24 protein-coding genes are annotated in these 20,980 nt (G+C 51.2%); 14 read left to right on the top strand and 10 right to left on the bottom strand.

Annotated features, from left to right (window positions below):
• Positions 1-30: 30 nt before the first annotated feature.
• Entirely contained in the window at positions 31-1,458 is a 1,428-nt protein-coding gene (locus C5S61_RS20545; RefSeq protein WP_110518104.1) for a nitronate monooxygenase, read from the top strand.
• A gap of 66 nt (positions 1,459-1,524) precedes the next feature.
• Here the strand turns inward: C5S61_RS20545 and C5S61_RS20540 are convergent, their stop codons facing one another.
• Together C5S61_RS20540 and C5S61_RS20535 are read right to left on the bottom strand one after the other, a co-directional pair.
• Positions 1,525-1,755 carry a hypothetical protein gene (locus C5S61_RS20540; RefSeq protein ID WP_110518102.1) on the bottom strand — a complete coding sequence of 77 codons (231 nt, stop codon included), beginning with the start codon at positions 1,753-1,755 and terminating at the stop codon, positions 1,525-1,527.
• A gap of 27 nt (positions 1,756-1,782) precedes the next feature.
• Positions 1,783-2,064 carry a hypothetical protein gene (locus tag C5S61_RS20535; protein ID WP_110518100.1) on the bottom strand — a complete coding sequence of 94 codons (282 nt, stop codon included), beginning with the start codon at positions 2,062-2,064 and terminating at the stop codon, positions 1,783-1,785.
• A 184-nt stretch (positions 2,065-2,248) separates the two neighbouring features.
• Between C5S61_RS20535 and C5S61_RS20530 the strand changes: the two genes are divergently transcribed.
• Positions 2,249-2,785, top strand: a complete 537-nt coding sequence (locus tag C5S61_RS20530) for a protease complex subunit PrcB family protein (RefSeq protein WP_124033478.1) — start codon at positions 2,249-2,251, stop codon at positions 2,783-2,785.
• A gap of 6 nt (positions 2,786-2,791) precedes the next feature.
• Here C5S61_RS20530 and C5S61_RS20525 read toward each other — a convergent pair whose 3' ends face one another.
• A complete protein-coding gene (locus tag C5S61_RS20525; protein ID WP_110518096.1) occupies positions 2,792-3,721 on the bottom strand; it encodes a TIGR01777 family oxidoreductase in 930 nt (309 codons plus the stop codon).
• A 74-nt stretch (positions 3,722-3,795) separates the two neighbouring features.
• Positions 3,796-4,527 carry a MerR family transcriptional regulator gene (locus tag C5S61_RS20520; protein ID WP_110518094.1) on the bottom strand — a complete coding sequence of 244 codons (732 nt, stop codon included), beginning with the start codon at positions 4,525-4,527 and terminating at the stop codon, positions 3,796-3,798.
• Between the two features lie 186 nt (positions 4,528-4,713).
• Here C5S61_RS20520 and C5S61_RS20515 point away from each other — a divergent pair, with 186 nt between their 5' ends.
• Complete coding sequence (locus C5S61_RS20515) at positions 4,714-6,951, top strand: ATP-binding cassette domain-containing protein (protein ID WP_110518092.1); 2,238 nt, start codon at positions 4,714-4,716, stop codon at positions 6,949-6,951.
• Between the two features lie 259 nt (positions 6,952-7,210).
• Here C5S61_RS20515 and kdpC read toward each other — a convergent pair whose 3' ends face one another.
• Genes kdpC through kdpF form a run of 5 tightly spaced genes read right to left on the bottom strand, consistent with a single transcriptional unit; the run spans position 7,211 to position 11,998 of the window.
• Entirely contained in the window at positions 7,211-7,792 is a 582-nt protein-coding gene (gene kdpC / locus C5S61_RS20510) for a potassium-transporting ATPase subunit KdpC (protein WP_110518090.1), read from the bottom strand.
• Positions 7,792-8,055, bottom strand: a complete 264-nt coding sequence (locus C5S61_RS20505; RefSeq protein WP_110518088.1) for a hypothetical protein — start codon at positions 8,053-8,055, stop codon at positions 7,792-7,794. The genes kdpC and C5S61_RS20505 overlap by 1 nt, the downstream gene beginning before the upstream one ends.
• Before the next feature lie 10 nt (positions 8,056-8,065).
• Positions 8,066-10,159: a potassium-transporting ATPase subunit KdpB gene (kdpB, locus tag C5S61_RS20500; protein WP_110518086.1), complete on the bottom strand. Its 2,094-nt coding sequence runs from the start codon at positions 10,157-10,159 to the stop codon at positions 8,066-8,068.
• A 10-nt stretch (positions 10,160-10,169) separates the two neighbouring features.
• On the bottom strand, positions 10,170-11,909 hold the full coding sequence (gene kdpA / locus C5S61_RS20495; RefSeq protein ID WP_110518084.1) for a potassium-transporting ATPase subunit KdpA: 1,740 nt from the start codon (positions 11,907-11,909) through the stop codon (positions 10,170-10,172).
• Positions 11,909-11,998 (bottom strand): K(+)-transporting ATPase subunit F, encoded by a 90-nt coding sequence (gene kdpF, locus C5S61_RS20490; protein ID WP_110518082.1) that lies wholly within the window; start codon positions 11,996-11,998, stop codon positions 11,909-11,911. The genes kdpA and kdpF overlap by 1 nt, the downstream gene beginning before the upstream one ends.
• 579 nt (positions 11,999-12,577) lie before the next feature.
• Here kdpF and C5S61_RS20485 point away from each other — a divergent pair.
• The 5 genes from C5S61_RS20485 to C5S61_RS20465 all read left to right on the top strand — a co-directional run bounded on the left by C5S61_RS20485 (position 12,578) and on the right by C5S61_RS20465 (position 16,089).
• Complete coding sequence (locus C5S61_RS20485; protein WP_110518080.1) at positions 12,578-13,651, top strand: permease; 1,074 nt, start codon at positions 12,578-12,580, stop codon at positions 13,649-13,651.
• A gap of 8 nt (positions 13,652-13,659) precedes the next feature.
• Entirely contained in the window at positions 13,660-14,355 is a 696-nt protein-coding gene (locus C5S61_RS20480; protein ID WP_110518078.1) for a TIGR03943 family putative permease subunit, read from the top strand.
• A gap of 20 nt (positions 14,356-14,375) precedes the next feature.
• On the top strand, positions 14,376-14,639 hold the full coding sequence (locus C5S61_RS20475) for a hypothetical protein (protein WP_110518075.1): 264 nt from the start codon (positions 14,376-14,378) through the stop codon (positions 14,637-14,639).
• 264 nt (positions 14,640-14,903) lie between these two features.
• Positions 14,904-15,854 (top strand): NAD(+)/NADH kinase, encoded by a 951-nt coding sequence (locus tag C5S61_RS20470; protein ID WP_164689693.1) that lies wholly within the window; start codon positions 14,904-14,906, stop codon positions 15,852-15,854.
• A gap of 4 nt (positions 15,855-15,858) precedes the next feature.
• Positions 15,859-16,089, top strand: a complete 231-nt coding sequence (locus C5S61_RS20465) for a DUF951 domain-containing protein (protein WP_110518071.1) — start codon at positions 15,859-15,861, stop codon at positions 16,087-16,089.
• 29 nt (positions 16,090-16,118) lie between these two features.
• On the opposite strand, the gene C5S61_RS20460 is transcribed toward C5S61_RS20465, so the two are convergent.
• Complete coding sequence (locus C5S61_RS20460) at positions 16,119-16,409, bottom strand: hypothetical protein (protein WP_110518069.1); 291 nt, start codon at positions 16,407-16,409, stop codon at positions 16,119-16,121.
• 134 nt (positions 16,410-16,543) lie between these two features.
• On the opposite strand from C5S61_RS20460, the gene C5S61_RS20455 reads away from it, so the two are divergent.
• From C5S61_RS20455 to C5S61_RS20430, 6 genes are read left to right on the top strand one after another with little or no spacing between them, the layout of a single operon-like run.
• On the top strand, positions 16,544-16,936 hold the full coding sequence (locus C5S61_RS20455; protein WP_110518067.1) for a hypothetical protein: 393 nt from the start codon (positions 16,544-16,546) through the stop codon (positions 16,934-16,936).
• Positions 16,929-17,732 (top strand): isopentenyl phosphate kinase, encoded by an 804-nt coding sequence (locus C5S61_RS20450; RefSeq protein ID WP_110518065.1) that lies wholly within the window; start codon positions 16,929-16,931, stop codon positions 17,730-17,732. The genes C5S61_RS20455 and C5S61_RS20450 overlap by 8 nt, the downstream gene beginning before the upstream one ends.
• Positions 17,733-17,780: 48 nt before the next feature.
• Positions 17,781-18,245, top strand: a complete 465-nt coding sequence (locus C5S61_RS20445; protein WP_054532717.1) for a YajG family lipoprotein — start codon at positions 17,781-17,783, stop codon at positions 18,243-18,245.
• 15 nt (positions 18,246-18,260) lie between these two features.
• Complete coding sequence (locus C5S61_RS20440) at positions 18,261-19,010, top strand: DUF881 domain-containing protein (protein ID WP_110518063.1); 750 nt, start codon at positions 18,261-18,263, stop codon at positions 19,008-19,010.
• Positions 19,007-19,714, top strand: coding sequence for a DUF881 domain-containing protein (locus tag C5S61_RS20435; protein WP_110518061.1), 708 nt, complete (start codon positions 19,007-19,009; stop codon positions 19,712-19,714). The genes C5S61_RS20440 and C5S61_RS20435 overlap by 4 nt, the downstream gene beginning before the upstream one ends.
• A 40-nt stretch (positions 19,715-19,754) precedes the next feature.
• Entirely contained in the window at positions 19,755-20,966 is a 1,212-nt protein-coding gene (locus C5S61_RS20430) for an NAD(P)/FAD-dependent oxidoreductase (protein WP_338066661.1), read from the top strand.
• Positions 20,967-20,980: the final 14 nt, after the last annotated feature.

Raw genomic sequence — 20,980 nt, 5'->3', positions numbered from 1 at the left:
GCAATAGCTTACTAAACATGGAGCAGCCTCATGCGTTTTCCCATTGTAATTCAAGGCGGCATGGGTGTCGCCGTATCAGATTGGCGGCTAGCCAAGGCCGTTGCAAGCGCAGGTCAACTTGGTGTGGTTTCTGGAACTGGGATCAATGTAGTGCTTGCTCGGCGTTTGCAAGAGGGCGATCATGATGGAGCAATGCGTCGGGCGCTGGCGCATTTCCCGATTGCTGGCTATGTCGAGCGCATTCTCGAACGCTATTTTATCGAAGGTGGCAAGCCTACCGATCAGCCATATCGGGCTGTGCCGATGTATACTGCCGTGCCATCGAATGAATGGCAGCTTTTGAATGTTGTGGCTTCGTTTGTCGAAGTATTTTTGGCCAAGGAAGGCCACGACGGCGTGGTGGGCATCAACTTGCTTGAAAAAGTGCAAATGCCCAATTTATCAGCCTTGTATGGCGCAATGTTGGCCGATGTTGATTATGTGCTGATGGGTGCGGGTATTCCGCGCGAAATTCCTGGCGTGCTTGATCAGTTTTCAGTTGGCGAGGCTGCTAGCCTGAATATTTACGTTGAGCAAGCTGGAGCTGACGATAAATTAGCTGTGCATTTCGATCCAAAGCAGATTTTTGATAATCCACCTGCCACGCTCAAGCGCCCAGAATTCTTGGCCATTATTGCATCGAATACCTTGGCAATTGCTTTGGCCAAAAAAGCCACCGGCAAAGTTAATGGCTTTATTGTCGAAGGCCCGACCGCTGGTGGCCACAATGCGCCGCCGCGCGGCCAACCAGTCTTTAACGAACGCGGCGAACCAGTCTATGGCCAGCGCGATGTGGTCGATTTGGTCAAATTGCAGGATTTAGGTTTGCCCTTCTGGATGGCTGGTTCGTATGGCTCGCCCGAGCGTTTGGCTGAAGCCTTGGCCAGCGGCGCTGTTGGCATTCAGGTTGGCACTGCGTTTGCCTTATCGAATGATTCAGGCTTTAGCCCTGAAATTCGTCAATCGCTGCTAACCGATATTGCCAACGATAGCCTGACAATTTTTACCGATGCTTTGGCTTCGCCAACCGGCTTTCCCTTCAAAGTGGCCGAGCTGAATACCACGTTAGCCTTAGAGCCGACCTACAAAGAACGGCCACGGATCTGCGATTTGGGCTATTTGCGGGTGGCCTACCCCCGCGAAGATGGCACGATGGGCTTTCGTTGCCCAGCAGAGCCAGTTGATCAATACGTGAAAAAAGGCGGCGATATTAATGACACAACCGGGCGCAAATGTTTGTGCAATGCCTTGTTTGCCAACATTGGTATGCCACAGCAACGCAAAGAGTATACCGAGCAACCTTTGGTGACCTTGGGTGATGATATTAAAACTGTCGCCGCCTTGCTCGAAATTCATCCGCAAGGATTTAGCGCGGTTGATGTGTTGGAATATTTACTGGCAGCAGTGCCCCAGCAATAGCGCAGCTTAGCTAATTTGATCAATAAGAAGCAGCAGCAATCATGGGCGATTACTGCTGCTTGATCGTTAAGCGGCCAAGGTAAGGTCCGCCAAGGTAATCCGATGGGCCATGCCTTCTAATACATCGGTCATCACCGCATCGGGCTTAATCAGATTGGTCAAGGTGGCAAATAACACATAGGCACAGGCACAGGCTTGGGTATCCAACTCGTTGGACAACTGATCTTGGGCTGTGATGCTCATGCTGATGGCATCGATTTTCAAACATAAATCATCAAGCAATTCGTATACATTCATAACATACTCCTTTTTCACTCACTGAACTTAGGCGCAATGGGTCAGGGTGTTGGCGGCAATAATCGATTTTTGGGTTGCAAATAAGGCCTGAATCAAGCGTTGATTGGCGGGAATTTGCTGGCTGAGGGTTAATTGCATCACTTTGATCAACGCTTTGGCTTGGCGCACGTGCTCAGCAGAGATGGTATTTTGCGCTTGTAGCAGACTCATTAGATCGTCTAATTCATCAATGGCTGCTGCCAATGAGGCATGGGGATCGATAATTTCGGCCAATAATTGATTGAAGCGTGCTTCTTGCTCTGGAGTCATTGCGTTTCCTCCGCTAAACCATCGAATTTGTCGCTACTGTATATAGATGCAGAAACAGGGTTTTTTTTGCATGCTGCAATCAAATTCACCAAAATTGCTGTGAATCTGCTGCGATTGTGCGGCAACGCAGTTGGAATTCTTGCTAAAGTGAAGGTACTGGCTAATGCTTAGTAGGGAGATCCTGATGCGACGATTAATCTGGCTAATCCTGATGGGAATAATGAGTGGCATTTTGACTGGTTGTAGCACAGCCCCAGCGATTGGCTCTGCCGTTCCGGTAACGCCCTTAGCACGGCTTGACGATCGCTACAATGGTGTACCGCTCTACCAACTTGAAGAAACCGAGCTTGGTTTGATGATTGCAGGTATGCCGAATGAGCACAAGGCGTTGTTGGCGGTGACACCGCGGGCTTGGCAGCCGATTGTGGCCGACGTAGACCTTAAAAAAACACTTTTGATTGGGGTATTTACTGGTGAGAAACAATCAGGTGGTTATCAAGTTGCGATTAAAGCAGTTGGTTACGTTGATGCTACCTTAACCATTCAAGTACACTACACTATTCCCGATCCCAATGAGTATTCTCAACCGTTTATCCCAACCACCTCATTAGAGATTTTCGGGATTGATCGAATGTCTCTACCAATGGCAACCCTCCTCGGTGTACGCGTGATTGATCAAACTGATACCGAACTGGCACATCAAACCTATCAATTGCCATAGCTTGTTCTAGCGTAATTGAAGCAGATTTGTCACGGCTTCAGGCCAACTTGGATACTCAAAACGAAATCCATGCTCAAGCAAACGTTGGGGAATAACATTGCGGCTTTTGAGCACTAATTCGGCTTCCGTGCGCAGCATCCATGCGCCAATCTGCATAAGTGGGCTGGGGATAGGCACGCCAAAGCGGGTATTCAAAGCTTGGCGTAAGTGCCGCATAAACTGATGATTTGGCAATGGCTGCGGTGCGCTGAGATTAATCGGCCCTGCTAGGTCTGGTTGTTCAATTAGCCAAGCTATAGCACGCACCAGATCGTGGCTATGAATCCATGCGACATATTGTTGGCCATTACCAATTGTTCCGCCTAAGCCAGAGCGCGCCAAGCGACAAAGAATATCGAACACACCACCACGATCGTGGCTCATCATCATGCTGGTGCGTAGCATTATTTTGCGTGTATGTGGAGTTTTGGCAGCAACTGCCTCATATTCCCATGCCTTAACGAGATCAACATTAAACTGCCAACGTGCCGAAGCATGCGTTTCATTGCCGCCAATTGTATGCTTCGCTTCGGTTTGTGGCTCGTTGCTATGGGCATAGATGGCTGAACCGCTTGCTTGCAGCCAGAGCCGAGGTGGGTTTGAAAGTTGTTGGATTGCTTGCCCAAGTAAGCGCGTCGTCTCGATTCGCGAACGCCAAAGCTCGCGACGATTAGCGGCTGTATAGCGGCAATTAACGCTCTTGCCTGTCAGATTAATCAAAACATCGCTATGCTCCAGGTGCTCAACCCACGGCCCAAGCTGCACCGCATCCCAACTGATTGTTGTCTGCGTGCTTGTTGAACGCCCCATAATCTGCACGCTATGGCCTTGATTACGCCAATAGCTGGTTAATAACTGCCCAATTTGGCCACTTCCGCCAACAATCACTAGCTGCATTGTCAATACCTCGCAAGGCTTAATAATTAATAAAACATTTGTGCTATACTCAGCTTGCTAATTTGAAGTAAGGCCTAAATAAGTGGCATTGGCGCTAGTGGAAGATACGTCTTGATATAACTCACTAAGCTGGTGTTTGCCTGCAAACATTGCCAACTCTGCTGGGCCAAGGCTGCGCGGCGTTGTTCGATGGCGGCAACTGCGCGTTGGGGGTGTTGCTGGTCGAGGGTTGCTAAAGTTGTGCGAATTGAGTCAAAATCGGCATGTGCTTGCCGTAATAAAACAACAATTCGTAAACGGCGCAACTGACGCTCATCATAATAGCGATATTTGTTGGATTTATGACGGATTGGCTGCAACAAGCCTTGTTGCTCCCAGAAACGCAAGGCCGAAATTGGCACACCAACTGCCTTGGCAGCCTCGCCAACCAAGAGCCGTTGCTGCTGGCGCTGGCTTGGCGCTAGTTGGTCGGCCACCGCTTTGAGTAGGCTTAATGTCTGATCAAGCTGCTGGTGAATTGTATCGAGTTTAGCATGATGTTGATTGATCAGATTAAACGCTGTTTGCTGATCGGGCTGGTGAAGCGCCGCCATAATTTTTTGCGCAGTGCGCCAGCCATAGCCATTGATCATGGACTGGGCAGCGTTCAGTGCATCGATATGTTGCTGGGTATAGCGGCGATAGCCATTTGGGCCGCGTTCGACAACTGGCAAAAAACCTTCAGCTTCATAATTGCGCACTTGCTGAACACTGATATTAATCGTCCGCGCCAAATCAATTGTGCGGAAATAACGCTCAACCTTCATGTTAAACCTTCATCTTGCACTTGAGGCTTTAATTGATGATTTGAGTGTGGTGAGCACCTAAAAAAGCCTAAAACTCACGAGACTTGCATCTATGTTCTAGAATAAACCTAGATCGTTTGGATAGCAAGTTGATTGCTGGTAACGATTCACTCAGCGGCCAGAGATTTGTAGTTATCAAGGAGTCTGATGATGCAGGATCGAGCGTTTATTGAGGTGTATGGCGCACGCGAAAACAACCTCAAAAATATTTCCTTGAATATTCCTAAACAGCGGGTGACAGTATTTACCGGAGTCTCTGGTTCGGGGAAGTCGTCGTTGGTGTTTGATACAATTGCCGCCGAGGCCCAACGCCAACTCAATGAAACCTTTACCTTTTTTGTGCAGGGCTTTTTGCCGCATTACGGCCAGCCCGATGTTGAACGAATTGAACATCTCAACTCACCAATTATCATCGACCAAAAGCGGGTTGGCGGCGGTTCACGCTCAACGGTTGGCACTTACACCGATATTGCAGTGCTGTTGCGTTTGCTCTTCTCGCGGGTTGGCAAGCCTTTTGTTGGGCCTGGCTATGCCTTTTCCTTCAACACGCCGCAAGGCATGTGCCCAGAATGCGAGGGCATTGGCAAGACGGTTCAGCTTGATATGGATAAATTGCTCGACCGCAGCAAATCGCTGAATGAGGGTGCGATTCTGCACCCAGAGTTCAAAATTGGCAAATGGATGTGGAAGATGTATCCGCTTTCGGGCTTGTTTGATAACGATAAACCGATTAAGGATTATAACGAACAGGAATTGCAAGCCTTCTTGCATGGTGCTGATCTTAAGGTTTCGTGGGGCGAGTTTAGCTCAAAATACGAAGGCTTGCTGGAACGTTTAGAGCGCATGTATCTCAAAAAAGATGCTGCTGCAATGTCCGATCGCAATCGAGCAGTGTTTGAGCAATTCACTACCTCGCAAACTTGCCCGCTCTGCCATGGCCAGCGTTTGACCCAAGCCGCGCTGAATTGTCGGATTGCTGGGCGCAATATCGCCGAACTTGCCGATTTGGAAGCCACCGATTTGATGAGTTTCTTGGCCGATTTTACCGATCCGATTGGCGATCGGGTGGCGGAAAAACTGTTGGAGCGCATCCAACAGTTGGTTGACATTGGCTTGGGCTATTTGAGTTTGAGCCGTGAAACTGCCACGCTCTCTGGTGGCGAATCGCAGCGGGTCAAGATGATTCGCCATCTTGGTAATAGCTTGACTGAAATGCTCTACATTCTTGATGAGCCAAGCGTGGGCTTGCATGCCCGCGATGTGGCGCGGCTCAATCGGTTACTGCAACAACTACGGGATAAAGGCAATACCGTGCTGGTCGTCGAGCATGATCCCGATGTGATTGCGATTGCCGACCATATTGTCGATATTGGGCCACGGGCGGGCGTGCATGGTGGCGAGGTTGTGTTTGAAGGCAGTTTTGCTGATCTCAAGCGTTCAAAAACCTTGACTGGAACCTATTTGCAGCAGGAAGTGCCAACCAAACAGCATTCGCGCACCCCAACCGGACACTTGCCAATTGTGAATGCGAATTTACATAACCTCAAAAACGTTAATGTTAATATTCCGACTGGCGTGTTGACCGTAGTGACGGGTGTTGCTGGCTCAGGCAAAAGCACCTTGATTAACGAAGTCTTTTTGAGCCAACATCCGAATGCGATTGTGATCGATCAATCCAAAGTTACCGCCAATAGCCGTTCTGCTCCAGCGACCTACACCGGCATTATGGATGATATTCGTCAGACGTTTGCCAAAGCCAACGGGGTGAGCGCCTCGTTATTCAGTTTCAATTCAACAGGCAGTTGCGATAATTGTAATGGCTTGGGCTTGGTTTATACCGATTTAGCCTTTATGGAAGGCATTTCTTCGACCTGTGAAATTTGCGAAGGCAAGCGTTTCAAAGCAGAAGTGCTGGAATATCACCTGCGCGGCAAATCGATCAGCGACGTGTTGGATATGACTGCCGAGGAAGCACTGGATTTCTTCAGCGAAAAGAAGATTAAGCCTGTGCTGCAAGCCATGAACGATGTTGGTTTAAGCTACTTGAAACTTGGTCAACCTCTCAGCACGATCTCTGGCGGCGAAGGTCAGCGGCTCAAATTGGCAACCGAATTGCACAAAAAGGGCAGCGTTTATGTGATGGACGAGCCAACCACAGGCTTGCATCGCTCGGATATTGGCCTGCTGATGCGCATTATCGATAGCTTGGTTGATGCCAAGAATACAGTGATTTTGATCGAACACCACTTGGATATTATTCGCCAAGCAGATTGGATTATCGATATTGGGCCTGATGGCGGCAGTGCTGGCGGCGAAATTATTTTTGAAGGCCCTCCGTTGGCTTTGAAAGATTGCGCCCGCAGCATCACCGCCCAATTTCTCTAATTATGGGTTCCCTCACCCCAACCCCTCTGTTACAAGGGAAGGTTGTGATCGATTGGTGGTGGCAAGTATTCCCTCACCCCCCAGCCCCCTCTCCCACTGAACGCGGGCGAGGGGGAGCTGCGCGGTTTCACCACGATTTCGGCGAAAACCACCAACCCAAAAAGCCCCTCGCCCGCGCACGGGAGAGGGGTTGGGGTGAGGGAAGGTTTGAACACAACACGATATTAACAATCTACCTTGTAAGGATCGGATGAGGTTCTCAATCGATAGCCTTGATTTGATCAAGTGCCATGTTCAATTGCAACACATTAACCCGTGGCTCGCCCAAAATTCCCAGCGTTGGTTGGCTGGTATGTTGCTCAACCAATTGTTGCACTTGGCTTTGCGTCAGGCCCCGTGCCGTGGCAACTCGCTGAACTTGATAGAGCGCAGCAGCAGGCGAGATTTCCGGATCTAGCCCGCTGGCCGAGGCGGTGACCAAATCGACTGGAATTGGCAATGGGTTGTTGGGATCGGCGGCCTTGAGCGCGGCGATCCGAGCTTGAACCGCTTCGGCCAAGCTTGGATTGAGCGGGCCGTAGTTCGAGCCGCTGGAAGCTGCTGCGTTGTAGGGCACTGGGCCGGTTGCTGAAAGACGGCCCCAAAAATAACCAGCTTGGTCAAATTGTTGGCCAATTAAGGCTGAGCCACGTTGCACGCCTGCTTGCTCAATTAGGCTGCCATTGGCCTGGCTCGGAAACGCCACTTGGGCAATGGCTGTCACCAACACTGGATAGATAATTCCGGTCAAAACGCTAAAGATGATGATTGCGGCCAAAGCTGGCCGAAGAAACGTACGCATTATTGATGTTCCTCATCGTTAATCCAACGATAATTAATTGCTTGCTGATCGCGCCGAACGTATTGCAAATGGCCGTGGGCAGGCGTGGCCGAATGCCGCCACGCCCAGATGCTGATTGCTGCATAACCCACGATCAACACAGCGATTGATAACGTGATAGTGAGAATTTGGCTCAATGCTTGGATTTGAATTTCGCCAATGCTCACAATGATGCCAGCACACATCAGATCAAGCCAAATGTGTGATGCTTGCTGCCGTTGCATGATCGTGCTCCTAGACAAGGCCCAAGCCCACTAACAACAGATCGATTAGTTTGATGCCAATGAAGGGCACAATCAAGCCGCCAAGCCCATAGATCAGCAAGTTGCTGCGTAAGGCTTGCGCTGCGGCGACCGCCCGATAGCGTACTCCGCGCAAGGCCAGCGGAATCAGAAACACAATAATCAAGGCATTGAAAATCACCGCCGAAATAATTGCGCTTTCTGGCGAGGCCAAGCCCATAATGTTGAGTTGATTCAACACTGGGTAGGTGCTGGCAAAAGCCGCAGGAATAATCGCAAAATATTTGGCAATATCGTTGGCAATTGAAAAGGTGGTCAGTGCGCCACGAGTCATCAATAATTGCTTGCCAATCTCGACAACTTCGATCAATTTGGTCGGGTTGGAATCGAGATCGACCATATTGCCTGCTTCTTTGGCGGCGTTGGTGCCAGTATTCATGGCCATGGCTACGTCTGCTTGAGCCAAGGCTGGCGCGTCGTTGGTTCCATCGCCAGTCATCGCCACCAAGCGCCCACCAGCCTGATATTCGCGAATCAGGCTAAGTTTGGCTTCGGGCGTGGCCTCGGCCAAAAAGTCGTCAACACCTGCTTCGGCAGCGATGGCGGCGGCGGTCAGAGGATTATCGCCAGTGATCATGACGGTTTTGATGCCCATGCGGCGCAGTTCGCCAAAGCGCTCTTTCATACCACCCTTGACAATATCCTTGAGCTGGATAACGCCCAAGGCGCGTTTGCCATCGGCGACGACCAATGGCGTACCACCAGCGCGCGCAATCGTTTCAACATTGGCACGCACATCGCTTGGCAAGACCGATTGTTGTTCGCGCAAATAACGCTCGATTGCATCGACTGCGCCTTTGCGAATTTGGCGGCCTGCGATATTGATGCCGCTCATGCGAGTTTGGGCGGTGAAGGCCACAAATTCAGCATCTAGCCCAGCAGCTTGGCGCTCACCAATTTGGTAGTGCTCGTTGGCAAGCAGCACAATCGAACGGCCTTCTGGCGTTTCGTCGGCCAGCGAAGCCAATTGGGCTGCATCGGCCAACTCGCGCACTTCCACGCCTGCTGCTGGCAAAAAGTTGGTAGCTTGGCGATTGCCCAAGGTGATCGTGCCAGTTTTATCCAATAGCAACACATCAACATCGCCTGCTGCTTCGACTGCCCGCCCCGACATGGCGATCACATTGGCTTGAATCATGCGATCCATGCCTGCGATACCAATCGCCGAGAGCAAACCGCCAATCGTGGTCGGAATCAAACAGACCAACAGGGCGACCAAGGCAGTGACGGTAATTGGCAAGGCTTGGCTGCTTGGATCAAGCGCCTTAACCGCTGCGACGCTATAGATTGAGAAGGGCAAAAGTGTTGCCGTCGCCATCAAAAAGATGATGGTTAATGCAGTCAGCAAAATGTTGAGCGCAATTTCGTTTGGCGTTTTTTGACGTTTTGCGCCTTCGACCATGGCAATCATGCGGTCGAGGAAGGTTTCGCCTGGATTGGCGCTAATTTGGATAAGCAGCCAATCGGAGAGCACTCGCGTGCCGCCAGTTACCGCCGAACGATCGCCGCCACTTTCGCGAATGACCGGAGCGCTTTCGCCAGTGATTGCGCTTTCGTCGACCGCCGCCACACCTTCGATCACATCGCCATCGCCTGCAATCGTTTCGCCAGCGCTGACCAAAATGTAATCGCCTTTGCGCAGATCGCTAGCAGCCACAGTTGTTTGCTTGCTGGTGCGTTGCGCTGAGCTTAATTTAACTGCTTGCACATCACGACGTGATTGACGTAATGTATCTGCTTGGGCTTTGCCGCGACCTTCGGCCATAGCTTCGGCAAAATTGGCAAACAACAGCGTCAACCAGAGCCAGCCAGCAATCGCCAAGCTAAAATTGGGCGAAGTTTCGCCGCCAGCAATTAATGCGTGCATCCATAAACCAGTGGTGAAAATCGCCCCAACAAAGACCACAAACATTACCGGATTGCGCACTTGCAAGCGCGGATCGAATTTGAGCACGGCTGCTTTGAGCGCTGGCCCAACAATCGCGCGATCAAACAGCGAGCGGTTTTTTGGAAGTGTATGATTCATCGTTCTTGCCTTATAAACTCATCAATAAATGTTCAACGATCGGGCCAAGCGCCAAGGCTGGAATAAACGTCAGCGCCCCAACAATCAACACCACGCCAATCAACAAGCCAACAAACAAGGGCGTATGGGTTGGCAAGGTGCCAGCGCTTTGCGGAATGAGCTTTTTATTGGCCAGCCCGCCAGCAATCGCCAAGGTTGGAATAATCAGCCAGAAGCGCGAGACCAGCATGGCGATGCCTAGCCATGTGTTGTAGAACGGCGTATTGGCTCCAAGGCCTGCGAAGGCGCTACCATTGTTATTGGCGGCAGAAGTTGCCGCATACAGCACTTCGCTAAATCCATGCGCGCCGCTATTGAACACCGTGGCTTTGCCAGCGTCGCTGCTCACGGCAATCGCGGTGATCAACAAGGTCGTGACACACGGAATCAAGATAATCAGCGCGGCCATTTTCATCTCAAAGGCTTCGATTTTTTTGCCCAAATATTCAGGCGTTCGGCCAACCATCAAGCCCGCTACAAACACCGTGATGATTGCAAAGATCAGCATGCCATACAGGCCAGAGCCAACCCCGCCGAAAACCACCTCGCCAAGCTGCATCAGCACCATTGGGGCTAAACCACCAAGCGGCGTGTACGAATCGTGCATCGAATTGACCGAGCCATTTGAGGCGGCGGTAGTGACGGTCGCCCACAAGGCCGAATTGACGATGCCAAAGCGGGTTTCTTTGCCTTCCATATTGCCGCCCGCTTGCAAGGCCGAAGCTTGGTCGTCAATGCCGAGCTTCTGATAGAGCGGATTGCCAGCTTGTTCAGCGCCCACGGCCAGCGCCGTAAACCCAAGCAAAATGATCGTCATGGTGGCCAGAATCGCCCAGCCTTGGCGTTTATCGCCGACCATAATGCCGAAGGTGTAACAGAGCGCCGCCGGAATCAAGACAATGCTCAACAGTTCTAACAAATTGCTCAGCGGCGTAGGATTTTCCAAGGGATGCGCCGAGTTGACGTTGAAAAAGCCACCGCCATTGGTTCCCAATTGTTTGATGGCAATTTGCGAAGCTGCTGGACCAAGCGCAATTGTTTGTTGGCTGATTGTCTGGCCATCGACGTTGACGATTGGTTGCAGCAACTCGATCGTTTGCGAGGTGTTTAAGCTTTGCACTACGCCCTGCGACACCAATACCAGCGAGAGCACCAGCGATAATGGCAACAAAATATAGAGCGTCGAACGCGTCAAATCGACCCAAAAATTGCCAATTGTGCTGCTCGAACGGCGGGTAATGCCGCGAATCAGGCCAATCAACACCGCCATGCCCGTGGCGGCTGAAACAAAATTCTGCACCGTTAGGCCCAGCATCTGGGTCAAATAGCTCATCGTTGTTTCGCCAGCATAGCCCTGCCAATTGGTGTTGCTCACAAAACTGGCAGCAGTGTTGAAGGCCGAATCGGCGCTAATTGCTGGCAATTGTTGAGGATTGAGTGGCAGCCAAGCCTGCACACGTTGCAAGCCATAGAGCAACAGCAAGCCCACACCATTGAACCCCAGCAACGCCACGGCATAGTGTTTCCAGTTCATCTCTGTTTTTGCATCGATGCCCAAGAGCCGATAGATCAAACGCTCGATTGGGCCAAAAAAGCGTTGCATGGGCGGCGTTTCGCCATAAACCTTGGCCATATAGCGGCCCAATGGAATGACACAAGCCAAAAGCACCAGCAAAAAGCTGCCAATTTGAATGATAATATTGCTGATCATTAAAACACCTCGGGCTGCATCAACGCCCAAAAGAGATAAATAACTAAGCCAAGGGTTACGAGTGCCGCAATTAAATACAATGTGCTCATTGCTTGCTGCCTAACGCGGCACACAGCCGCAACAATGCCCATGTCACGAGCACAAATATTCCCATTAATCCCAGAAACCAAACATCCATAAACGAACCTCAATCAACCATATTTAACCTGCATCTATTCAACCAGAAATGGCCTCAAGCAGGTATCAAGATTGATCAAAACCAGATCAAGAAAGTATCAAGATGAAGGATGAAGGATGAAAATTAACCGCGAAGAACGCGCAGAGCACGAATGTGTTATCGATTTGGTGCTTGCATAACCAAATTTAACGCAGAGGCGTAGAGGATGAAGGGCTATTGGCTGGAGGCATTGGGCTGGCACGAATCTAATCCAAATAATCTGTGTCAATCTGTGGCTAAAAATATGTATTCGTCGAATTCGTGGCGAAAAAATATAGCTTCGCGATCTTCGCGGCCTTCGCGGTTTCGATCTTTCGTGCCCTTCGTGCGCTTCGTGTTCTTCGTGGTTCCTAACCCTTCGTGCGCTTCCTGGATCAACATTGGAGTTTGCTGTTTTCAGCACTGGGATTTTCGGGTATCATGGTAGCAGTTGAACCAACGAGGTATCCCCATGGCTGTTGTCAGTGTCAATGCTCAATCCAAAACCCAACGTAAATGGCTCCTGTTTTTCGCTCCGTTAATTGGCATTATTGGGCTGTGGCTAGCGAGCGGTTGGCTTGTGCCTAGCAATTTAGCCCCATTAACCAATAAACTGCAAGGTTTGGTTACGACCTTCCAAGGGATTTTTATCGAAGCCTTGCCCTTTTTAAGTGCAGGGGTGATTGTCTCGGTTTTAATTGGCGAGTTTGTGAAGCCCCAGCATTTGGCCAGTTTTGTGCCGCAAAATGCCTTTGGTGCGTCAATTTTTGGTTCGCTCTTGGGCTTGCTGTTTCCCGTCTGCGAGTGCGGGGCGATTCCCACTAGTCGGCGCTTGTTGCGCAAAGGCGCTCCGGCCCCAATGGGGATTGCCTTTGCCTTGGCGGCTCCGGTGGTCAATCCTATCGTGTTGATCTCAACCTCAATTGCCTTTGGCGATGTGCGTTGGGCGTTGGCGCGGGTTGGCTTTACGATCGTCATTGCTTTGACGATTGGCTTGATTATTGGGGCTGGAATTAAGCGCGAGTCGATTCTCACGCCGCTTTCATTGACTGCCGATGATCATGACCACAGCCATTGCGACCATGACCATGGTGCGTGCGACCACACTCACGACCAATCAAAAGGCCGTTTGGCGGGCTTGATTGCCCATGGCAGCACTGAGTTTTTCGAGATGGCGCAATATTTGGTCATTGGCTCGTTGCTGGCGGCCACGATGCAAACCTTCATCCCACAATCAGCCTTATTAACCTTGAACGATAGCAGCATCGGCTTTTTTGCGCCGTTGGTCGGGATTGTGGTGCTGATGTTGGTGGCAGTGCTGCTTTCAGTTTGTTCAACCGTTGATGCCTTTTTGGCCCTTTCGTTCCTTGGTTTGTTCCATCCTGGTGCGGTCATGGCCTTCTTAGTATTCGGCCCGATGATCGATATTAAAAGCACGTTGATGCTGACCTCAACCTTCCGGCGCTCAGCGGTGGTGGCGATGGTCGTGCTGGCGGCGTTATTTGCAATTATCGCTGGCTTGATCAGCTATGTTGTTTTGGTGTGAGGTAGAAAATGCAACGTCAAGTGCTTGAGCGTTGGCTCTCGATTGCGGTGATGTTTGGCTTGGGAGCCATGATTATTTTCAAATGGCAGACCAACCGCTTGAATTTGTATATTCATCCGCGCTATACTAGCTTGTTGGTAGCGACGGCGATTGTGTTGCTGCTGGCGGCGCTAGGTATGGCCCTGACCAAAGCGCCAGCAATTCCCAAACATATGCTGGCCTTGCTGACGATTCCGGTGGCTTTTGCTTTGCTGGTTCCTGCTCGTCCGTTGGGCGCAAATTTGGTCTCTGGCAAGGCGTTAAATGCCAATTCGAGCGATAATTTGCTTGCCCGCTGGAAAACCAACTTATCTGATGATAGCAAAAGCTGGACGCTGCTTGAGTGGACGACCGCCGTGCGTCAGAGCGATCTTGCGGTGTTGCGCGATAAGCAAGCTGCCTTCGAGGGCTTTGTCTATCGAACGCCCGATTTGCCTGCTGATGAAGTGTTGGTTGGGCGCTATGTTGTGACCTGCTGCACCGCCGATGGCACCGCCTTGTCGTTGCGCGTGAAGGCCAGCAATGGCGCAGATTTTACTAACGATCAATGGGTGCGGGTTGAAGGAACATTTGTACCAGCTGAAATTAATGGCTCGATTGTGCCGCAGATCAGCGGAACGCTCGTTGCAATCGATATGCCAAGTTCACCCTATTTGTATCCATAACTATTGCTGAGGAGTTTACGATGAAACCATGGCTTCGCCGAACGATCATTTTCTCAGGTATTAGCCTGTTGTTGGGTGCAATTTTCAAGGAATTTTCGCAACCACGTGGTTTGCGGGTTGGTGAAGGCAAAGTTTTGGGCGTTCCCTACAGCCTACGCCTACCAAACGGCAGCGATCTGCGTCAACGCTATTGGAATGCAGAAGGCAGCCCAGTTGCGCCACCATTGCTAGGGGTTGGTTTTTATCCCAATATTCCAGCCTTGTTGCGCAAGTTGCAAAAGTAGGGTTCGGGGGTCGGGGAGCAGAACATAGAGCATAGAACATAGAGCATAGGAACTGGGGATTGGCCATCAGGATTGGTTGTTTAATGCAGAGGCGCAGAGGATGGAATGGCTACAGGCTATTGGCTCTGGGCTAGCGGAAAAATTTTTTCGTGGAATTCGTGGAATTCGTGGCGAAAAAAGCTTCGTGTGCTTCGCGTTCTTCGCGGTTGCGGCCCTTCGTGTTCCTTCGTGACTTTCGAGGATCAATTGTGGAGATCGGTAGTTATGACCAGTGTTGCGATTATTGCCAATCCAGCCTCAAGTAAAGACATTCGGCGGGTGGTTAGCCATGCATCGAGCGTCTCGAACAACGAAAAAACCAGCATTGTGCGGCGGGTTTTGCAAGGTTTGGCGGCTACGCCAGTTCACGAAGTTTGGTATATGCCTGATCATGCTGGGATTGTGCGCAACGCTGCTGAACGCCAACAATTGCCATTTCGTTTAATCCCATTCGAGGGTCAATGGCACGATCATGCTGATGATACGACCTTGGCAGCCCAGTTGGCCGAGCAACATCAGATTGGCTGTTTGATCACGCTTGGCGGCGATGGCACTGCTCGGGCCGCGATCAAAGGCTCGCGTTCGATGCCGATTTTGGCGCTTTCGACCGGAACCAACAATGCCTTTCCGCAGACAATCGAGCCGACCTTGGCTGGCTTGGCTGCTGGCAGCGTGGCATGTTTTGCGCCTGAGGCAATCAATCGCCATGCCTTGCTCGAAATTTATCGCAACCACGAATTGATTGACATAGCCTTGGTTGATGTGGCCAGCGTTGCCGATAGCCTTGGCGGGCGGGCGGTATGGGAAATTAGCAAAGTGCAGCAATTGATTACGACCCGATTAACCCCGGGCACAGTTGGGCTTTCGGCGATTGGCGGCCATGCTGGAGTTGCACCTGCTGAGGCGCAAGCGGTGCATGTGCTGCTTGGGGCTGGTCGCAGCATCAACGTGCCAATTGCGCCTGGGATGATTACGCCAGTGTCTGTTGCTGAACATAGCTATTTGCATGCTGGGCAACGCATCGAGTTGCGCAGTGGCGCTATTGCGCTTGATGGCGAGCGCGAATGGATGGCACGGGTGGGCGAACAGTGGCAGGTTAACGTCATTGCCGAAGGCGTGACAACTGTTGATCTTGTTGCGGCCTTGGCAGCATTTGCCCAACAGCAAGCGAGGTAAGTTTGTGGCCCGTTTAGATTTAGCGCTTGAAGACATTGTACAACTGCGCAAACCGCATCCCTGTGGCGGCTATCGCTGGCGAGTCACCCGCTTGGGAGCCGATATTGGCTTGCGCTGCATGACCTGCGAGCATAAAGTGATGTTGCCACGGGCAACCGTCGAGCAACGCACCAAAGCCCATTTTGATGCAGAAGGCCAGCCTAAGCCTGCAATAACCACCGACAATGCTCCATAAATGAATGGGGCATTTCTTCATGCTTGGTGCTAGTTACGTGGATTCCACTCAAAAATTGTTGGTGCATTGATATGATGCTGATTGAGCCAGTTATTAATGAACAAGGCGAGTGCAAACCAGCCACTGCCTTGGTCTTTATAAGTATGGATTGTTTGAATGAGTGCTAATAGCGCAGTTTGATTGACGGGGGTTGATTGATTGAGCGTATTCCAAGTCTCCAAGCTTGCAATGCCGCTCTCCCAGCGCGGATCGAGAGGATTAATTGCCTGCATTGATTGAAAATAGCGCATTAACCCTGCATATGTGTCAACATCAAGCATCTATTCCTCAGTTTGAATAGGCCGAATACTAGGCCAAATCGTGGTACTTGCTGCCTCTTTAAATACTCATCAACCCCCAACATTGGGTTGCCAGATTTCTAGTACAATAGTACCACCTGTGAAGGAGGTGGCGTATGCTTGAACGACCTTGTTGGCAGTGCCAAACTGGCAATAGCCTCGATCAAACTCATTGCGTTGTGTGTGGGGCCGATTTGGCGCAACCAACCCCAACAACCAGCCTTGCAACCAAGGCTCCAACCAGCTTAACCTCGCGCCTGCGGCAATCGCCAATTTTGCGCAGCCCTGTGGCGAAGTCGGTGGCACTTGGCCTTGCGGCCTTGGCCGTCGATCTCGGCTCGAATTTGTTGAGCAAGCGTCAAAAGCCTGCCACGCCAACCACGGCTTTAGCAACGCGGCCAGCTGCGGCGCAGCGAGTGTTTTTGCGCCAGCGCGAGTGGCAAGAGTTTGATGAGCAGGGAACCTTACGTCGCCATGTTGTGGAGCGTCTGATCATTCGCGATGAATAAGCCAATCTTTATCAAACTTGGCGGCTCGATGTTGACCGATAAAACCAGCGCCGAACGCTTGGTCGATCACACGCTCAAGCAGGTTGTGACCGATTTATTTGCTTGGCGACAGGCCCATCCTACCCAGCCGATTTTGCTGGGCCATGGTGGTGGCTCGTTTGGCCATTATTGGGCTGAACGCTATCACACGGCGCAGGGCATTATCGACGACCAAAGTTGGTGGGGCGTGGCGCGGGTTGCCGATGCGATGGCGCGGCTCAATCGCGCTGTGGTCGGGGCCTGCCTCGATGCCGAATTGCCAGCGATTGGTATGCAGCCGATGGCTTCGGGCTTTGCTAATGCTGGCGAGATTCAACAAATTGGTACCCAGCAAATCGCAACCTTGTTGGCTGCGGGAACGATTCCAGTAGTCTATGGTGATGTTTTGCTCGATCGCGTTCAAGGTTGTACAATCGCTTCGACCGAACGGATTTTTAGTGCCTTGGTGGGCACACTCCAACCAAGCCAAATCATTTTACTTGGCGAACAGGCCGTCTACGATGCCGACCCCCGCCAAAACGCCGCTGCCCAACCAGTTCCTTTGATTAATCGGACAAACTACGCTACCATGATTGCTCGTCTCGGTGGCTCGCATGGCGTTGATGTCACCGGTGGCATGCGCAATAAAGTTGAAGCAATGTGGCAATTAGTCCAACACGCACCACAGCTCGAAATTTGGATTTGTGGTCCTCAACAGTTGCAAGCTGCGTTATCAGGACAATTAAACGGCCCTGGCACAATCATCAAGCTCGATTAATGCCCTGCGTGCTGATCGCTATGATTTGCTATGCCTTTGGAGGTTTTTATGCAACGGCTTAAATTATTCACATGGTGTCTGTTTTTATTGGTTGGCTGTGGCCAAATTGCGGTTGAACCCAAGCCAGCTCCACCAGAATCGATCACCAGTGATGATTATGATGTTGCGGTGGTAAGCGTCGATTTCGACCCTGCCTTGCAAGGTTCGCGCTTGCCAATTAGCGATAAATATGCGGTTTTGGTCGCTTTGGAAAATCGTGGCCTGCTAACCGCCTATAATGTCAAAGTTAATGCGCGCTTGCGCCGCACGAGTGATGATATACTTATGCTGAGTGGTAGTAGAAGCGTCAATGAGTTGGCTCCTGGCCAAATCATCGTCGTGCGAATCGAGCCTGAGGGAGCGATACCAGCCAATGCCGATGTCTATAGCTTAATTGTGCGCGCCGAACCACTTAGCCAAGAAACCCTTACCAGCAATAACACGCGCGAATTTACCATCCGCGTTGAGCCATAGCCTGCGGGAGCACCTATGCGTCAACTATTACCCCAAAACCGTGCCATTTTGTCGCTGTTCGCTTTGCTTTTCGGTGGGTTGTTTGTCGGCATGCTCATGTCGGTCAAGCCCCAAGTGGCACTTTCGAGTAGTAGTAGTTCGCGCAATAGCTCGGCTAGCCTCAGCGTCGATCGCATCGGCACGCTGCGCGAGCATCAGCAAGAATTAAACGCTGAACTTAGCCGCCTGCGCGATGAACAAGCAGATTTGCAAAAGCAATCGACTTCGAGCCAAAGCAACTTCGAGGAAATTCGCACCCAAATCGATCAGCAACAACAGCTTGCGGCCTTAGTTGCCATGCGCGGGCCTGGGGTTGTCGTCACCCTGAATGATAGCAACGCCAATTCGTTGCCCGATGAAGTTGCTGACGTAAATCGCTATATCATCCATCAGCAACAGCTCGTCACTTTGGTTGGCGTGCTATGGAGCAATGGCGCAGAAGCAATTGCGATCAACGATCAACGTATCACTGATCAAACGTCAATTTACTGCGTTGGCTCAACCATTCTGATCAACCAAGAGTTGATGGCTCCGCCGTTTACGATTCGGGCCATTGGCGACCCCACCAGTTTGGCCAATGCCGCCAGCAATTCCTCATTGCTCACCGATTTGTGGAACCGCCAGCGCGAATTTGGTATTGGTGTTGATGTCAAGCAAAAAGCTCAAGTCCAAGTGCCAGCCTATACCGGCCCCTTGGCCAACCGCCATCTGGAGGTTGCGCCATGAAATTGCTGCGGATTCGGCGGGGCATGTTGCGCCAAAGCCTGCTGACCTTGATGTGTATGTTGATTGGCTTTGCAGTGGTAACCCAACTCCGCACCTATGAAAATATTGCTAACGATGTGGTGAAGCTTTCGCCTGAGCAACGCGCCGAATTGATGATTAGTCTGATCGACCGCAATGCAGCAACCGAGCGCGAAATCAATGGCTTGCGCCAACAAAACGACGAGTATCGCCGTACCCAATCGAATGGTACCAGCACCCTCGATCAATTGGCTGGCGATTTAAATCGCTATAAATTGCATACTGGTGCGGTGCAAGTCCAAGGCGCTGGGGTCACCATTACGATTAATTATCCCTTGCGGGCAGCAGATGTGATTGCCTTGACCAACGAAGTGCGCAATGCCAGCGCCGAGGCGATTGCGATCAACGGACGGCGGATTATTGCCCGTACCCGAATCGAAGAAGATGATAACGCCGAATTGTATCTTGATGGCGAAATCCAGCACGCACCCTACACCATTCAAGCGATTGGCGACAAAGAAACCTTGATGGGCGCATTAAATCGGGTTGGCGGCCTGATTCGGATTTGGAACGAGATCGATGGGGTTGATATTACAATCGAGCAAACAGCTGTCATCACAATGCCGCGAGTGAGCAACCAGCCTGAATTTCGTTATGCCCAACCAGCGCCCAAAGATGGCCAATAGTTTTGTCATTTTGGGCCAAAATACGCTGCCATAGCCCGACATCCTTTGGTACAATAGTGCAAACATCATTGCACATCAAAGGAGATCGTTCGGAATGGTTCACCAAGCACAGGTCGTAATTATTGGGGCAGGCATCATTGGGGCTTCTGTTGCCTACCATCTTGCTGCGCGGGGCTGTACCGAGGTAGTGGTGTTAGAAAAAGAAGCGGTTGAGGTTACTGGCTCAACTGCTCGTTCTGCGGCTGGGGTTCGCCATCAGTTCTCATCACGCACCAATATCTTACTTTCCCAATATAGTATCGAACGCTACAAACATTTTACCGAAGAAATTGGCGGCCATGCCGAATTGCATCAACATGGCTATCTCTTTTTGTTTAACGATCAGGCAGCATGGCAAGCCTATCAAGCAGTGATCGAGTTGCAACGCAGCCTCAATGTGCCAGTCGAGGTGCTTACGCCAGAACAGGCAGCAGGCTACATTCCCGAATTAAACATTAGCGATATTGTTGGGGCAACCTATTGCGCCGAAGATGGCTTTGTCGATCCGCATGGCATTGCGATGGGCTACTTGAACAAAGCCCGCGAACTCGGCGTGAAGGTGCTGCGCGATGCACCAGCCCTCGGCTTTGAATTTGCTGATGATCAGGTCGTAGCGGTGCAAACGCCCCAAGGCACAATTCGCTGCAATTATGTGGTTAATGCTGCTGGCCCGTATGCTGGCGAAGTTGGCAAAACTGCTGGCTTTGAGATTCCAATCAAGCCTTATCGCCGCTGTATCTATGTTTCCGATCCCTTCCCTGCCTTGCCCAAAGATATTCCGCTGACGATCGATGTTGGCACGGGAGCCTACATTCGCAAAGAGCAAGATACGGTTTTGATGGGTTTGAGCAATCACAACGAGCCATCATCGCACGATACTACCGTCGATTGGGATTGGCTGGATACGGTTTTGGAAGCAATGCTTAATCGCTTTCCAATTTTGGAGCGGGCTGGCCTCTCTGAGCGCCAATCGTGGGCTGGCTCGTATGAAATTACGCCCGACCACCTGCCAATTCTAGGCCGCATGCCCAATTGTCCCAACTGGCTGAATGCAGCCGGATTTAGCGGCCATGGCGTGATGCATGCTCCCGCAACGGGCTTGCTGATTGCCGAGGAAATTCTTGATGGCCGCGCGCACTCAATTGCGATTGACGAGTTGCGGATCGAACGCTTTGCTGCTGGCGAATTGCACGCCGAACGCAATGTGATCTAGGGGTGTTTCAAGCC

This window comes from Herpetosiphon llansteffanensis (assembly GCF_003205875.1).
GTDB lineage: Bacteria > Chloroflexota > Chloroflexia > Chloroflexales > Herpetosiphonaceae > Herpetosiphon > Herpetosiphon llansteffanensis.
Note: the sequence above shows the minus strand (reverse complement) of the source record. Positions and strands in the feature narration are given on the sequence as shown.

Bases quoted from the DNA above. Each gene is read 5' to 3' on its own strand.
- C5S61_RS20545 (WP_110518104.1), top strand. From the start codon at position 31: ATGCGTTTTCCCATTGTAATTCAAGGCGGCATGGGTGTCGCCGTATCA.
- C5S61_RS20540 (WP_110518102.1), bottom strand. From the start codon at position 1,755: ATGAATGTATACGAATTGCTTGATGATTTATGTTTGAAAATCGATGCC.
- C5S61_RS20535 (WP_110518100.1), bottom strand. From the start codon at position 2,064: ATGACTCCAGAGCAAGAAGCACGCTTCAATCAATTATTGGCCGAAATT.
- C5S61_RS20530 (WP_124033478.1), top strand. From the start codon at position 2,249: ATGCGACGATTAATCTGGCTAATCCTGATGGGAATAATGAGTGGCATT.
- C5S61_RS20525 (WP_110518096.1), bottom strand. From the start codon at position 3,721: ATGCAGCTAGTGATTGTTGGCGGAAGTGGCCAAATTGGGCAGTTATTA.
- C5S61_RS20520 (WP_110518094.1), bottom strand. From the start codon at position 4,527: ATGAAGGTTGAGCGTTATTTCCGCACAATTGATTTGGCGCGGACGATT.
- C5S61_RS20515 (WP_110518092.1), top strand. From the start codon at position 4,714: ATGATGCAGGATCGAGCGTTTATTGAGGTGTATGGCGCACGCGAAAAC.
- kdpC (WP_110518090.1), bottom strand. From the start codon at position 7,792: ATGCGTACGTTTCTTCGGCCAGCTTTGGCCGCAATCATCATCTTTAGC.
- C5S61_RS20505 (WP_110518088.1), bottom strand. From the start codon at position 8,055: ATGCAACGGCAGCAAGCATCACACATTTGGCTTGATCTGATGTGTGCT.
- kdpB (WP_110518086.1), bottom strand. From the start codon at position 10,159: ATGAATCATACACTTCCAAAAAACCGCTCGCTGTTTGATCGCGCGATT.
- kdpA (WP_110518084.1), bottom strand. From the start codon at position 11,909: ATGATCAGCAATATTATCATTCAAATTGGCAGCTTTTTGCTGGTGCTT.
- kdpF (WP_110518082.1), bottom strand. From the start codon at position 11,998: ATGAGCACATTGTATTTAATTGCGGCACTCGTAACCCTTGGCTTAGTT.
- C5S61_RS20485 (WP_110518080.1), top strand. From the start codon at position 12,578: ATGGCTGTTGTCAGTGTCAATGCTCAATCCAAAACCCAACGTAAATGG.
- C5S61_RS20480 (WP_110518078.1), top strand. From the start codon at position 13,660: ATGCAACGTCAAGTGCTTGAGCGTTGGCTCTCGATTGCGGTGATGTTT.
- C5S61_RS20475 (WP_110518075.1), top strand. From the start codon at position 14,376: ATGAAACCATGGCTTCGCCGAACGATCATTTTCTCAGGTATTAGCCTG.
- C5S61_RS20470 (WP_164689693.1), top strand. From the start codon at position 14,904: ATGACCAGTGTTGCGATTATTGCCAATCCAGCCTCAAGTAAAGACATT.
- C5S61_RS20460 (WP_110518069.1), bottom strand. From the start codon at position 16,409: ATGCTTGATGTTGACACATATGCAGGGTTAATGCGCTATTTTCAATCA.
- C5S61_RS20455 (WP_110518067.1), top strand. From the start codon at position 16,544: ATGCTTGAACGACCTTGTTGGCAGTGCCAAACTGGCAATAGCCTCGAT.
- C5S61_RS20450 (WP_110518065.1), top strand. From the start codon at position 16,929: ATGAATAAGCCAATCTTTATCAAACTTGGCGGCTCGATGTTGACCGAT.
- C5S61_RS20445 (WP_054532717.1), top strand. From the start codon at position 17,781: ATGCAACGGCTTAAATTATTCACATGGTGTCTGTTTTTATTGGTTGGC.
- C5S61_RS20440 (WP_110518063.1), top strand. From the start codon at position 18,261: ATGCGTCAACTATTACCCCAAAACCGTGCCATTTTGTCGCTGTTCGCT.
- C5S61_RS20435 (WP_110518061.1), top strand. From the start codon at position 19,007: ATGAAATTGCTGCGGATTCGGCGGGGCATGTTGCGCCAAAGCCTGCTG.